This window comes from Armatimonadota bacterium (assembly GCA_037138755.1).
In the GTDB taxonomy this organism is placed as follows: domain Bacteria; phylum Armatimonadota; class Fimbriimonadia; order Fimbriimonadales; family Fimbriimonadaceae; genus Fimbriimonas.
Genome location: JBAXHT010000001.1, coordinates 693,701 through 706,559, shown reverse-complemented (window position 1 = coordinate 706,559; position 12,859 = coordinate 693,701). Strand labels below are relative to the sequence as shown.

Here is a 12,859-nt window from a genome sequence, read left to right as displayed (position 1 = left end):
ATCCCATTCTTACTGATTTTCAGCAGACGGGGTTTCAACTGCGAGCGGCACCCGGCGGAGAAAGTCCGTAAGCCAGATCACGGTTCCAACCAGTAATACGAGCGGAACCCACTTCGGGAGGGTCCAATCAATCTGCTTGATGTAGATCGGAGCCGAAGAGTAAATTTTGTAGCACGTCACCGAAATCGCCGCCCAGATCATGCAGAGTGCCACGACTTTGGTCCGAAGCTTCATTGACCTGCCGGAGTCCCAGTCGCGCAGAGTTTTCCCGACGTAGCGGTTGTTAAGCAACCAATTCTCCATCCGCTCGCTACTCTGCCGAAACGCCCAAAGCGCGATCACCAGGAAAACGAACCCTGGCATCACGGGGGTGACAATGCCCACAAACCCCACCGCCACACATACAATTCCGAACGCGCCATAGGCACATCGGACTATCAGCGGACGCTCTCTGTGGGGCATTAGACCCGATTATGGAACCTTTGCAACTCCAAAGTAGTCATCCGCGCTCTTTCCAGTTAAGGATGTAAAGCAATGGTTACAATCGGTGACTCCTTCTCAATCGTCGCAACCCTGGCCGGAATCGCTCTCACGCTGTGGAGCTTCATGCTCGTTTGCGCTCTTCTCTTCCCCGTCCGGGTCGAGGAAGCTCGCTCGGCAGTGTCGAGTTCTCTCGGCAAGTGTTTCGGAATGGGACTCGTTGCTTTCTTACTGGGCTTCGTAGGCATCGTAATTGCTCAGGTCCCAAATCCTCTCGCAAAGCTTGCAGGCTTGATGGTCGCTTCGGGCTACCTCGCTTGCGTAATGGTTGGCACCGCTGGGGTTGCCAAGCTCGCCGCCGAGCGACTGCGAGCTCTGACGAACCAACAAGAATCTCACTTTGCCTCGTTCAGTAAGTCGTCCTGGTACATCGTGGTCGCCGGAATGCTCCCGGTTCTCGGCTGGTTCCTTTTTGCCCCGCTCATGATGGTAGTTGGTGGCGGAGCCGGTTTCAAGGCCGCCCTGAAGAGCCAGCCCGTTGGCGAGGTAGCGTAAAACCATGATTTCTCGCCGAGACGCACTCTTGGTTGGCGCGAGTGGAGTGGCGGTGGCCGGTTGTGGTCGCCTTGCTACCGAAGCTCGGCGTCGGAAGCCTGCGCCGGAGTACCGTGCGAAGCCAAAAGATCGCTCGGCGAGAATCATTGATCGGATGTCCTTCGGATGGTCGGTTGAAGAAGCAGACCGATTTGCGGATCTCGGTGAAACAGAGTACATCGAACGCCAGCTCCGGGCGGATTTCGACGAGCCGCTCGAATTGAGTATTCAGCTCCAATCGCTTGACTGCCTGCGGATGCACCCAGTCGAGCTGATGGAAATCCCTCGTGGGAGGGTGACTCAGCAGCTCCAGAGTGCGGCAATCGTCCGGGCAACTTACTCGACAAACCAGCTCAAGGAGCGGCTCGTCGACTTCTGGAGCAACCACTTCAACATCTACGCGGGCAAAGTCGACGGCACGTTCTTCAAAGGCAACGAAGAGGAAGCAATTATCCGCAAACACGCTTTGGGCAACTTTGGAGCAATGGCAAAAGCCATGTCCAAGTCTCCCGCGATGCTTGTGTATCTGGACAACAATCAGAACTTTAAGGGTCACCCGAACGAGAACTATGCTCGCGAGCTGATGGAGATCCATACGCTGGGTATCGACGGCGGCTACACCCAAAAGGACATCCAGGAACTCGCCCGATGCCTCACGGGATGGACAATGGAGGACCGCTTTGCCAAGCCCAAAGGTGCCTTTCGGTTCGACGAAACAAGGCACGACGACGGTGCAAAACAGGTCTTTGGCGTGAGGGTTCCGGCCGGTGGCGGAGTGAAAGATGGTGAGATGGTCGTGGATCACTTGGTCAGCCATGAGGAGACCGGGAAGTATCTCGCCAAGAAACTCGTCAAGTTCTTCACTGGTGCCCAGAATGCGGAACTCGAGCGCGAGGTGTTGAGCCAGTTTGTTCAAAGTAAAGGCAACATTCCGAAAATGGTGAGGCCAATCCTGACATCGCCATCGCTCATCGAAGGGCCGCCGATTATGCGTCGACCGTTCGAGTTGCTTTGCGCGGCTCTTCGAGTCTCCGGAGCGGCAACCGATGGCGGCCCCGCCCTACAGAATCACCTCAAGAAAATGGGGCAGCCTCTCTACGAATGGCCGCTCCCGGATGGCTACCCCGTTGACCAACTGAGTTGGGCGACCAACCTCCTTCCTAGGTGGCAATTCGTGTATGACTTGGCAAATGGCAAGATCCCAAATACGTTCGTCAAGGCTCCCGATGCGGTCATTCTCGCCCGTCAGCTCGCCCACCCTGACTTCCAATACGCATAAATTTGTATGAAACACTGTTCGAGTTTTGAGCATGCAATGAGCCGCCGGACGGCTCTCAAAGTCGGTGCCGCCGGGCTGATTCCCTGGCTCCTTTCCGGCTCGGCCCTCAGCCAAGTCAAGCTTGGAGATCGGGGACACAATCTCGTTGTCATCTTCTTGCGAGGCGGGTCCGACGGGCTAAACATGCTCGTTCCCTATGCGGACGATAACTACTATAAGGCCCGCCCTTCGGTCGGCATTCCGGTTGGTAAGGTCGAAAAGCTAAACGACTATTTTGGGTTGCACCCTTCCCTCAAACCCTTCAAAAGTTGGTATGAAAAGGGAGAACTCTGCCTTACTCCAGCAGTAGGCTCGCAGGACCGAACCCGGAGTCACTTTGAGGCAATGGTCGCTATGGAAACTGGCAGCGCCACCGGGCACAGCGGCACCGCCAACGGATGGCTCGCCCGGTACCTCACGAGGACCCAAAACGAACAAGACGGTCCGCTCCGCTCGGTCGCTTGGGCAGACACAATGCCTGACTCGTTACGCGGCGCGCCTGCGCCACTGGTGGTCCAATCAGTCACCGATTTTCGTCTCGATGCGGATGCGGCTTTTCTCAAGAATCTTGAGAGCATGTACAAAAAGGGCGATGACTCCCTCGTGCATCGTGCTGGAGAACTCACGCTTGATGCCCTCAAGAAGATTGAGCAACTTGATCCTAAAAACTACAGGCCAAGCGGCGGAGCCGCCTATGCAGATGACTATTTGGGAAAGGGTTTGAAGGAGGTTTCCGCTCTGATCAAGTCCAAGCTTGGTCTGGAGATCGCCTGCCTCGAAACCACCGGCTGGGACACTCACTTTGCCCAGGGTGCCGATACCGGCTTCCACGCAAACAACCTTGCCTCGGTCGCGAACAATGTTGATGCTTTCCTGAACGACCTCGGCGACCTCCGCAAGGAGACCACGGTGGTGATCATGACCGAATTCGGACGGCGCATCGAAGAGAACGCCAGCCTTGGCACCGACCACGGCCGGGCTTCCGTGATGATGGTCTTCAACGGCGTGAACGGCGGCAAGATTGATGGAGTCTGGCCGGGGATTGGAAAGGCGGATGTCGATGAAGTCGGCGACCTGAAGCCGGTCAACGACTATCGACAGGTCCTCACCAACCACCTCGGCCCCAAGATGCCCGAGATTGCAAAGGTTTGGGCCTAATAGGGCACGACGAACGGGTTCCGTGAGAAGCCATTCTGGTGCCAGTAAGGGTAAGGCAGTGCGGGTCGGCTGACTCGATCAAGTCGATCAAGCTGATCCGCCGAGAGCTCCCAACCTAGTGCCCCGAGGTTCTGTTTCAGCTGCTCCTCATTCCGTGCCCCAATGATCAGAGTCGCTACTGTTGGGCGAGTGAGCAGCCAGTTCAGGGCTATTTGTGGCACCGTTCTGCCGGTTTCAGCCGCGATCTCGTCGAGGACGTCAACTACGGAGTACAAATACTCTTCATCAACCTGGGGGCCGTTGTCGACGACAAGCTTGCTGTTGAGGCGACTGACTTCAGGCTTTGGTGCGCCTCGACGGATCTTCCCGGTCAACCGGCCCCATCCCAGTGGACTCCAAACAACAGTTCCGACCCCTTGATCTTTGGCGAGCGGCATCAGTTCCCACTCATAATCCCGTCCAATCAGTGAGTAGTACGCCTGATGCGCGACGTGTCGCGACCAACCGTAACGCTCCGAAATCGATAACGACTTCATTAGATGCCAGCCAGAGAAATTGGAACAGCCTATGTATCGAATTTTCCCAGCCCTTACCAGATTATCGAGTGCTGACAAAGTCTCCTCAATCGGCGTCATCGCGTCAAAGGCGTGCAACTGGAAGAGGTCAATGTAATCGGTCCCAAGTCTCTTCAGGCTCCCCTCTACGGCGTTGATGAGGTGGAATCTTGAGGACCCAACTTCGTTTGGTCCTTTGCCAAATGTGAATGTTGCTTTGGTTGAGATCAGGACTTGGTCGCGTCGACCTTTAATCGCCTGGCCCAAAACTGACTCCGAGTTGCCGCTTGAATAAACGTCTGCTGAGTCAAACATGTTGAGCCCAGCATCGAGGCAGACATCGACAATCCTCGTTGCTTCTTGAACGTCTGAAACTCCCCAAGCCTCAAAGAACTCCCCCTTTCCGCCGAATGTTCCGGTGCCAAATGAGAGCACGGGAACTTTGAGCCCAGATGCGCCTAGCAAACGATATTCCATCGGACGAGTTTACGCCATCGAATATGAAGCTCTTACTCTTCGATCAAATACTCAGCGATGAGCTGAGCAGTGTCCCGAAGTGCCTCGATGTGCGTTCGCTCGTAGCCGTGCGAAGTATCCACGCCCGGACCGATCAACGCCACTTCCGCTCCGCCGCCGCTGCGCCAGTAGGCTGAGCCGTCGGAACCGTAGTAGGGGTAGATGTCGGGGATGAGTTCGATTCCGCGTCGGAAGGCGAGACCGCGCAGCTTCTCGCTCAGGTTCTTGCTGTAAGGTCCCGAAGAATCGGCAAGACAGATCGAAACGTTGTACTCAGATCCTGCTTGACCTTCGCCAACGCAGGCCATATCCAAGACGAGCATCTCGGCCAAGTCTGATGGCAGCGAGTCCATTCCGCCGTGACCGACTTCCTCAAAGTTGGAGAACAAGATCGTCGTCTTCTGGACCGGGGTTAACCCACTCTTCTGAATCCCTTCGATCGCGGCGAGCAAGCAGGCAACACAGGCCTTATCGTCAAGGAATCGCGAGCGGATAAAGCCGGATTCGCTGATCTCGGTGCGGGGATCCAGGTGAACAAAATCGCCAACCGAGATTCCCAGGAACCGGGTCTCTTCCGCTTTTCGAGTGCGTTCGTCCAGCCGAACTTCCATTGTGTCGGCATTGCGAGGCTTCGTTCCGGCCTCTTTGTTGACGTGCGCGGCACCATTCTCAAGAACAATTGAACCCCGGATTTGGCGTCCATTGGAGGTCGAAATCGTGACCCCTTCGCTTTCCGTAGTTGGCCAGTTGATGCCATTCAACGCCTTGAGTTTGAGGCGACCATTCGGCTTGATCTCTTTGACCATAAAGCCGAGCGTATCCACGTGAGCGGTCAGTGCACGAGGCTCTGTCGACCGAAGACCCTCCAGATGAGCGATGAGCGCGCCCTTCTTCGTCCGCTCGGTGGGAACACCCAGACCCATGAGCTCGGATTCGATGAAGCCGATACCGTATTCGGTGTCGCCAGTGGGAGACGGGGTGTTCAGAAGGTCCACCAAGAACCGCTGAAGGTAGTCGTTCGAAACTTCAAATCTCGCCATGTTCGCGCCTGCTGGAAGGTTTACCCGGTTTTACTGTGGAGCGCGGAGTCCGCGCTCCAACTCTACTCCGAATCTTCGCGAGGGATGAACTCGTGGGTGCTGAACCAGTATGCCGACAATCCGACCATCACGACCGAGAAGACCAAAAGCCCGAACCCTGAAGTCAGCGGATTCATATCCGTTTTCCCGAGGAGACCAGCAATCAGATCCAAAACTTGTCCGCCACTCTCTCCGCCGTCCGGATGCTTCGCAATCGCCTGCATGTGCGAAAGAATCGACAGCCCTTGCAGGCCCGTCGGCAAGTTTGGAACTGAGCTTTCCCAACCAAATGCAAACAGCACGCAGATCATCAACGCCCGATTGAACAGCAGCGTAACGAACATGAACAACGAGGTGTATGCAGCCGCTCCGAGCGCGACAGCAATTAAGTCACGCAAGAAGAATGCCGTGCCGCCGCGTGATCCTAGTTGGGCCGCAATCATTCCGATCACCGAGATGACAACCACCGTTGTCGCCGTCGCCGCCCATCGACCGACGATGAGCTGCCAGCGCGGAATTGGCCGGGTGAGCAAGTAAACAATCGTCTTCTGCTCAATCTCCTGTGCAACGATCATCGTTGAGTAGATCGCGGCAGACAGCGGCAGAAGTCGAAAGATTAACAAGTTGATGACGTTGACGTATTTATCCGCCGGCGTCGCGTCCGAAGCAAACCGCCCCCAAAACATCGCGAACAAGAACGCGACGAACGCCAACATGAGCCACGGAAGCATCTTGCGAAGCCGAAGCCCTTCGCGAAGCATATAGCGATAGGCAACCAACATTTAGCCCTCCACCAGGTACTGGAACACTGATTCCAGATTGTTGTCAGGGCTAGTGAAGCTGAGAATCGGGAGACCATCCTCCAGCACCAAGCGGCTCAGGATTTCGTAAAATTCGTTCGGATTGTTCACTTCGAGGTTAATCACTTCGTTGCGGTCGTCGACTTTTGCACTCACAACTCCAGCGAGTTGGGTCAACTTGCCCGCCACTTCGCGTGGCTTCGGTGTCTCGATCCGCACTTTGTGCGGATACTTGTCGATCAGATCACGGATGACGCGGAGATCTCCGGTCGCTAGCAAGCGACCGCGATGGAGAAGCAGAATCGAGCGAGTCATTTGCTCCACTTCGTACAAGATATGTGAGGAAACGATGATTGTCTTGCCCATTTCGGACAAATGCCCGAGGACGCTCAAGAACTCGTGACGACCTACCGGGTCGAGGCCATTCAGAGGTTCGTCCAGAAGAATGATGTCTGGGTCATGCACCATTGCCTGGGCAAGCTTGATCCGTTGCCGCATCCCCTTTGAGTAGCCCTTGATCGGCTTCTTAACTCGGTCTGCCATGCCGACCATGGCGATCTTTTCGGCCGCTCGCTTCTTGGCCTCGGCGCGGCCGTACCCCGCCATCTCGGCCATATAAGTCACGAACTCAAGCCCGTTCATGTACTCATAAAAGTTATCGATCTCAGGGCAGTAACCCAGCCGCTTAAATACCGCCGGGTTATCGAAGGGTTCTTCGCCAAAAACCTTTACTGAGCCAGTCGTTGGGTGCATCTGACCGGTGATGAGTCGCATCAACGTGCTCTTGCCGGCCCCGTTCATTCCCAGTAGAGCGGTGATTCCTGGCCCGATCTGGCAGGTGACATCGTTGACGCCAATAATCTGTCCGTACCATCGCGAAGCGTTTGATATCTCGATCATCCCACCACCTCCACGGCCTTGATTCGGGAGTAGGCTACAGCAAATCCGCCGATGACCAGAACAAAAAACACCGGCACGATCCAGGATGCGTTTGGCGCCCCAATGATCCACTGATCCACATCAATTTGAGGTCCGTTCCGACGTCGACCTCCACCGCCTCCGCCAGGCCCCATGCCAGGGAAGAGTGGCGAACCATTCGTTCCGATGATGAGCTTGGAGAGCCCGATCTGAATTCCATCAATTGAACCGTAGAAAAGTTGCCGCACGATCGCTGGGGTCGGGGTCTTTTGGAATGTCGAACTTGCGTTGAACCCGCTCATCACCTGCGTCAGGATGTAGGACATGAAGTAGATTCCCGCGTAAGTCGCACCCGCCAACCGGCCCTGATTGAACAGTGAGCTGACCGCTAGGCCAAGCGACGCATGGAGTGCCCCTGAACAAATAGAGACCAGCGCGAGCTTCAAAAACAGCCATGGGGCGTCCTTCCAAAAACCGTATTGCTGAAAGCTCATGTAGCCATACAACCAAAACACCATCATCGGAACGAACGAAACCAAGCTGATGAGAATGAAGACTCCGAGCCACTTCCCGAAAACATAATCAAACCGCGAGCAAGGCTTGCTGAGATAGACCAAAAGCGCGTTCGCGCGGTTATCATTTGCAATCGACCCAACTCCGATCATCAGGGTGACGACCATCAGAATCATCTGACTGTAGCTGTAGCCGTGGACAAACTGATCCTTCCACTTGATCTGCTGTAAGAAGGCGTTTGCGCCTCCAGCCGAGCCAGTCAAGTTCCCCAAAACGTTATCTGCAAACCAAAACACTGCGAGCAAGATAAAGAACCACCACGCCGAAAAAAGGCTCCAGCCCCAGAAGCCGCGCCTCTTGGTTGCAACTTGCATCGTCATCTTAGCGATGCTCCACCAGCGCTTACTGACGCCGCTTAGCGGGCCGTCGTAGTGGCGATAGCTGAGATCGGCAATTGGTGAGTTGCTCATGCTTGCACCGCCGAAAGGAAGGCTTCCTCAAGCGAGCGTTCCGCCAGCTTTACACCGCGCACTTGCGCGCCAGAGTCTTTTGCCGTTTGAAGAATCGTGTTCATCGCGTGTTCCCTCGTTCCAGCAATCTGGACTCGCACCGTCGTGTACGTTGTGGGAGAGGCATTGCCTCCGTTCGCCTTGATCTTTGTAACAAACGCCTCATTGGTCTCGCGAAGATCGACATCCAGTGGCTGACCCTCGATCTTCTTCAAATCCCGAATCGTGCCCTGGCTGACCAGCTTGCCCCGAAGCACGACGACGACCCGGTCGCAGACCCGTTCGATGTCCGGCAACAAGTGGCTACTAATTAAAACGTTGACCCCCTTGTTGTGTGAAATGTCTTTGATCAGATCAAGCATCTCTTCGCGGCCTTTTGGGTCAAGGCCGTTCGTCGGCTCGTCCAAAAGGAGGAGCTTGGGGCCATGAATCATCGCCTGAGCAAGCTTGATGCGCTGCTTCATTCCTGTGCTGTAAGTTTCAACGTTGCGGTAACGAGCCTCGCCCAGCCCGCAGTATTCAAGAACCTCATGTGCCCGGCGGAGAGCCTGATCCGCAGGCATCCCGGCCAGCTCGCCAGCGTAGGCGACAAACCCCACCGCCGATAATCCCGGAATGTGGCAATCCTGCTCCGGCATTAGCCCGATTTTTTGCCGAATCTCTTTGTTACCGTTGTAAAGGTCGAGCCCCAGCACATTCCCGCCTCCGCTGGAAGGAGTGATGAAACCGAGTAACGTTTTCAAAAGCGTGGTTTTCCCCGCCCCGTTCGGCCCGAGCAGGCCCGTACATCCTTCCTCGATTTGGCAAGAAAAGTCGTCCAGCGCGGTAAATGCCCCGTACCGAACCGTGAGATTATTGATGGATACCAGTGCCACGTTCGGATTCATCTTACTCAGGAACGGGTTTCCGGGGCTTGGGGTTCCAGCTTGGGACGTTTGGTAGTTGAGAGCTAGTAGTCAGTAAGAAGCGCGTCGATCTCTAGTTCAATCCACGGTGCTCTCCGATTATGTGCGACCTTTATCCAGAATCGACTTTGAACCGGCCAATATGTGAGTTCAAGAACTCCTGGCTCTCCCGGCTTTGAAACGTGCCAGTGCGAACAACCAGGATAAGACTTTAGCCCACCCATGTCTTTGCAGTGAAGTCCCCTCGCATCGAAGCTTTTGACAAGCTCCGGGTACAGATTCGAAACTGGAAACGTTAGCTCAACTTCACGCAAGCAGGATTCCACCAAGGTCAGAATTTTTGTACGCCGCATCCACCAACAACATGGTCTTTAGAGCATCATGAACTTCGGTCGACGGGGCCGTTCCGCCTTCCGCCCAGATCATCATTGCCGCCATGGGGCCGATGAAGGCATCGGGGAACCAACTGCCCTGGAGTGCAACATTCGTCCACTCAACATTCCCGCTGATCCAATACTCAAGCCGATCGTCCCCACCCTGTGGATAGTTCATATTGAGGCCCATTTGAACCCAAGCCGCTCCCTTGGTACCCTCGATTCGCAGATAGGACTCCTGATGACCTGGTGGAGCAACATGACCATGATAGGTCTGCACCACTGCCCGCTTCATGTCACCGTAATCAAGGATCACGGTGCTCCGGGAAGAATCTAACTTCGGCGAGCTTGGGTCTTTGATCGAGTGAGCCTTCACCGATCGCGGCTCTCCCCATAGGTGGCGAATGAAGTCAAGGTAATGAATTGAGTGGTAGACCATCTCCATTCGCGGAGCCTTCTCAAGAAAGCTCCATTCCGCCCATGGCGTATGGACATTGACCTTGAACTCAAGCTCATGGGTCTCGCCCAGCGCGTTCCGAGCGATCAAATCTTTGAGGGCCAGCATGTAGGGTGCCCAGCGGAGTTGAAAATTGACGGCGGCTTTCAGCCCCTTTTCGTCGCAAAGCCCAACGATTTGTTCGGCTTGTTCGAGCGTTTCGCCGAGCGGTTTTTGGATCAGAACAAAGGCTCCGTCGGGAAGCTGGCGAAGGGTTTCGAGGATTGCCGAACCCGGCACTGCTAGGTCGTAGATTGCGCCCGAAAGCTCGGCTTCCGAAACTGAATCGCACACCGTGGAATCCACCTTCATGGCGGCTTTTTCGGCAGAGTCTCGATTCAGATCGTAAGTCTTTGCAACCGCAAACTCAGCCTTTTGATACGCCGGGTAGTGAGCGTTTTGAACGATTCCGCCTGCCCCGATGCTCACGATCGGAACAAACGAATCCGGCATGAAAGGAGTCTGATTTAGTTCCGTCGTAGCCTCCCAGACTGCTCCAGAAAGTACTCCGCCTCGCACCGGGAGGCTTCCAACGCGAGTCTTGGATCAGCACCGAGGTGAATGACGGCATGAACGGCGGTCGAGATGTTGTCGTTAACCATGGTGTACTCCGGAATCGCGGGAAGAGTCCGGGTCTGCCCATGAACCTCCTCAATGATCTTGTAATGCGGATACTTTGCTCGCACTTCAGGGTCGCGCCAGGTGCTCAGCCGAGTTCCGTTTGCCCCGACCATACTCGTCACTTTGTCGCAGTCCGCCTTGCTAATGTGACGCATAAACGCCCAAGCCGCCTCCTTGTCAACGCAACCCGAAGTGATCGTCATCGCCCAATAGATGTTCAGCGAAACCGACTCCGGTCCGCCGGGAAGCGAGGCCAAGCCGACCTTGCCGACCACGTTGCTGTACTCCGGCATCTCGCAAACCGCCGCAAATCCACACCAGTTCCACATCATCGCCACGTTGCCCTTTGCAAAAGAGTCGCCTGCCTCCACACTGCCCAAATTCAGGGCCGCCGGAGGCATGCAATCACGGTATAAATCCCGCAAAAACGTCAACCCCGCAACGCCCTCCGGGCCATCAAAACAAGGCCGAAACTCGTCGTCCAGCAGAACCCCGCCTCGGCTCCAGAGCTGAATTAGGAAGTCATAAACGTTGTTGTGCCCATCCGTATATCCCGCACAGATGCAGCCCCATTCATCGTTCTCGGGGTGGGTAAAGAACTCCGCGACCTGTCGAAACTGTTCCCAAGTCTTGGGAACATCGAGCCGCCAGCCGTACCGAGCTTCAAATTGTGCGATATGACCGGGATCCTCGAAAATATGCTTCAAGTAGATAAACATCTGGGGGCCATCGTGCCAGGGAATCCCGATCAGCGAACCCCCCTGATACACAAGTTTTTGCATCGCCGGATGCCAGCCATCCGGCCAATCTGCGGGAAGCTCAAACCCATCCAGAGGCACTATCAGCCCCTTCGCAAAAGCCTCTGGGAGCCAGTCAGTACAGCACAGAAAAAGATCGCCCTCACCGTTCTTTGCCCCTTCCTCAACCACCATTTCGTGCTGATGAGCGCTGATCGGCTTTGCGACGACCTCGATCTCGATGTCGGGTCGAACCTTCCGGAAATCTTCAATCTGCCAGGCAAGTGCATTCTCAAACGTGTCTTGCTCACGCGTTCGGAGAACAAGTTTTGTCACGGCTTTTTCAGCTCCACGCCGTTCACTGAACCCCACGGCCGACCGGCTGGAGGCTGGAGCATCTCAAGTGTGATGTCATCAGGATCGAGGAAATACACCGTGAACCCACCCTTGTTCACCCCTTCTTCTATAGCCACGGGCTCAGGAGCTTTGAAGCGCACACCAGCTGCCGCGAGTCGAGCATAGTCGGCGTGAATGTCGTCGGTGATAAACGCCAAGTGAGGCGCGCCGGGCCGGTTCGTAGTGACATCCGTCTTCTCTCCGCGTGGATGAACATATTCCACCAACTCCAAATGGTGGTTTGACGGCCCCACAAACGAATTCGGAATCCGCAGCATCGCCACCTTCAAATCAGCGTTCGGAAAGCCCACCAACTTGGACGTGTACTCGTTGCACTGAACCTGCTGGTGATGCAATTCCATCCCCAACAGCCCACAATAAAACGCCAGCGAAGCCTCCATATCCGAGACCGTAAAACTCGCATGCCAAAGCCCATTGAATGCCATGCGACTAAGCATAGCCGGACGGCGGGTTACTTCGCGATGAAGTCCAGCCAAACCGGCGCACCGGTGATGTTGACGCTTTGCTTCCAGGTTCGGCCAGTTTGCTTATCCATGCGAAGAATCTCTTTGATTTTGCTGTCTTTGAACAGAACGTACCGATTTGTGCCGGGTTGGGGTTTGGTGCCGCCTTCCTCGTCAGTCCGCCAGAACCAGTCGCCTTGAGGATAAAACAACCAATCGACTTGCCCGGTGCTCGTATCGATCCGAAGCGTTTTGTTCTCGAACGTATAGACCTCGTAGTTGCGAACCGCGGTGAGCTTGGACGTATTCAGCTTCGGAACTTGAAGCCGAGGCTCTTGGGCCTGAGTGGACTGAAGAAATACCGCCGTTCCGCAAACGAGCGCGGTGGCGACAACGATACCATGAGATGTTTTCACACGGCATCATA

Annotated in this window: 14 protein-coding genes; 3 read left to right on the top strand and 11 right to left on the bottom strand. The window is 55.4% G+C overall.

Annotated features, from left to right (window positions below; translation table 11 throughout):
• Positions 1–9: 9 nt before the first annotated feature.
• Entirely contained in the window at positions 10–462 is a 453-nt protein-coding gene (locus WCK51_03355) for a YbaN family protein (GenBank protein MEI7575905.1), read from the bottom strand.
• Positions 463–534: 72 nt separating this feature from the next.
• Here WCK51_03355 and WCK51_03350 point away from each other — a divergent pair, with 72 nt between their 5' ends.
• From WCK51_03350 to WCK51_03340, 3 genes are read left to right on the top strand one after another with little or no spacing between them, the layout of a single operon-like run.
• A complete protein-coding gene (locus WCK51_03350) occupies positions 535–1,035 on the top strand; it encodes a hypothetical protein (protein MEI7575904.1) in 501 nt (166 codons plus the stop codon).
• Positions 1,036–1,039: 4 nt separating this feature from the next.
• On the top strand, positions 1,040–2,353 hold the full coding sequence (locus WCK51_03345; protein ID MEI7575903.1) for a DUF1800 domain-containing protein: 1,314 nt from the start codon (positions 1,040–1,042) through the stop codon (positions 2,351–2,353).
• Between the two features lie 6 nt (positions 2,354–2,359).
• On the top strand, positions 2,360–3,550 hold the full coding sequence (locus WCK51_03340; GenBank protein MEI7575902.1) for a DUF1501 domain-containing protein: 1,191 nt from the start codon (positions 2,360–2,362) through the stop codon (positions 3,548–3,550).
• Here the strand turns inward: WCK51_03340 and WCK51_03335 are convergent.
• The 10 genes from WCK51_03335 to WCK51_03290 all read right to left on the bottom strand — a co-directional run bounded on the left by WCK51_03335 (position 3,547) and on the right by WCK51_03290 (position 12,848).
• Positions 3,547–4,581: an aldo/keto reductase gene (locus tag WCK51_03335; protein ID MEI7575901.1), complete on the bottom strand. Its 1,035-nt coding sequence runs from the start codon at positions 4,579–4,581 to the stop codon at positions 3,547–3,549. The two genes, WCK51_03340 and WCK51_03335, sit on opposite strands and share 4 nt — an antisense overlap.
• A 32-nt stretch (positions 4,582–4,613) precedes the next feature.
• A complete protein-coding gene (locus tag WCK51_03330) occupies positions 4,614–5,660 on the bottom strand; it encodes a M42 family metallopeptidase (GenBank protein ID MEI7575900.1) in 1,047 nt (348 codons plus the stop codon).
• 62 nt (positions 5,661–5,722) lie between these two features.
• Positions 5,723–6,481, bottom strand: a complete 759-nt coding sequence (locus tag WCK51_03325; protein MEI7575899.1) for an ABC transporter permease — start codon at positions 6,479–6,481, stop codon at positions 5,723–5,725.
• Positions 6,482–7,399: an ABC transporter ATP-binding protein gene (locus tag WCK51_03320; protein ID MEI7575898.1), complete on the bottom strand. Its 918-nt coding sequence runs from the start codon at positions 7,397–7,399 to the stop codon at positions 6,482–6,484. It abuts the gene before it with no gap.
• The gene (locus tag WCK51_03315; GenBank protein MEI7575897.1) at positions 7,396–8,400 is read right to left on the bottom strand and encodes an ABC transporter permease subunit; all 1,005 of its coding nucleotides are present in this window, start codon (positions 8,398–8,400) and stop codon (positions 7,396–7,398) included. The genes WCK51_03320 and WCK51_03315 overlap by 4 nt, the downstream gene beginning before the upstream one ends.
• Positions 8,397–9,314, bottom strand: coding sequence for an ABC transporter ATP-binding protein (locus WCK51_03310; protein ID MEI7575896.1), 918 nt, complete (start codon positions 9,312–9,314; stop codon positions 8,397–8,399). Before WCK51_03310 ends, WCK51_03315 begins: the two co-directional genes overlap by 4 nt.
• Before the next feature lie 336 nt (positions 9,315–9,650).
• Complete coding sequence (locus WCK51_03305; GenBank protein ID MEI7575895.1) at positions 9,651–10,667, bottom strand: Gfo/Idh/MocA family oxidoreductase; 1,017 nt, start codon at positions 10,665–10,667, stop codon at positions 9,651–9,653.
• Positions 10,668–10,681: 14 nt separating this feature from the next.
• The gene (locus tag WCK51_03300) at positions 10,682–11,908 is read right to left on the bottom strand and encodes an extracellular solute-binding protein (protein MEI7575894.1); all 1,227 of its coding nucleotides are present in this window, start codon (positions 11,906–11,908) and stop codon (positions 10,682–10,684) included.
• Positions 11,905–12,414: a VOC family protein gene (locus WCK51_03295; GenBank protein MEI7575893.1), complete on the bottom strand. Its 510-nt coding sequence runs from the start codon at positions 12,412–12,414 to the stop codon at positions 11,905–11,907. Before WCK51_03295 ends, WCK51_03300 begins: the two co-directional genes overlap by 4 nt.
• 26 nt (positions 12,415–12,440) lie before the next feature.
• Positions 12,441–12,848 carry a hypothetical protein gene (locus tag WCK51_03290; protein ID MEI7575892.1) on the bottom strand — a complete coding sequence of 136 codons (408 nt, stop codon included), beginning with the start codon at positions 12,846–12,848 and terminating at the stop codon, positions 12,441–12,443.
• Positions 12,849–12,859: the final 11 nt, after the last annotated feature.

What these genes read in the sequence shown, in the direction of transcription:
- WCK51_03355 (MEI7575905.1), bottom strand. Translation starts at nt 462, where the DNA reads ATGCCCCACAGAGAGCGTCCGCTGATAGTCCGATGTGCCTATGGCGCG.
- WCK51_03350 (MEI7575904.1), top strand. Translation starts at nt 535, where the DNA reads ATGGTTACAATCGGTGACTCCTTCTCAATCGTCGCAACCCTGGCCGGA.
- WCK51_03345 (MEI7575903.1), top strand. Translation starts at nt 1,040, where the DNA reads ATGATTTCTCGCCGAGACGCACTCTTGGTTGGCGCGAGTGGAGTGGCG.
- WCK51_03340 (MEI7575902.1), top strand. Translation starts at nt 2,360, where the DNA reads ATGAAACACTGTTCGAGTTTTGAGCATGCAATGAGCCGCCGGACGGCT.
- WCK51_03335 (MEI7575901.1), bottom strand. Translation starts at nt 4,581, where the DNA reads ATGGAATATCGTTTGCTAGGCGCATCTGGGCTCAAAGTTCCCGTGCTC.
- WCK51_03330 (MEI7575900.1), bottom strand. Translation starts at nt 5,660, where the DNA reads ATGGCGAGATTTGAAGTTTCGAACGACTACCTTCAGCGGTTCTTGGTG.
- WCK51_03325 (MEI7575899.1), bottom strand. Translation starts at nt 6,481, where the DNA reads ATGTTGGTTGCCTATCGCTATATGCTTCGCGAAGGGCTTCGGCTTCGC.
- WCK51_03320 (MEI7575898.1), bottom strand. Translation starts at nt 7,399, where the DNA reads ATGATCGAGATATCAAACGCTTCGCGATGGTACGGACAGATTATTGGC.
- WCK51_03315 (MEI7575897.1), bottom strand. Translation starts at nt 8,400, where the DNA reads ATGAGCAACTCACCAATTGCCGATCTCAGCTATCGCCACTACGACGGC.
- WCK51_03305 (MEI7575895.1), bottom strand. Translation starts at nt 10,667, where the DNA reads ATGCCGGATTCGTTTGTTCCGATCGTGAGCATCGGGGCAGGCGGAATC.
- WCK51_03295 (MEI7575893.1), bottom strand. Translation starts at nt 12,414, where the DNA reads ATGGCATTCAATGGGCTTTGGCATGCGAGTTTTACGGTCTCGGATATG.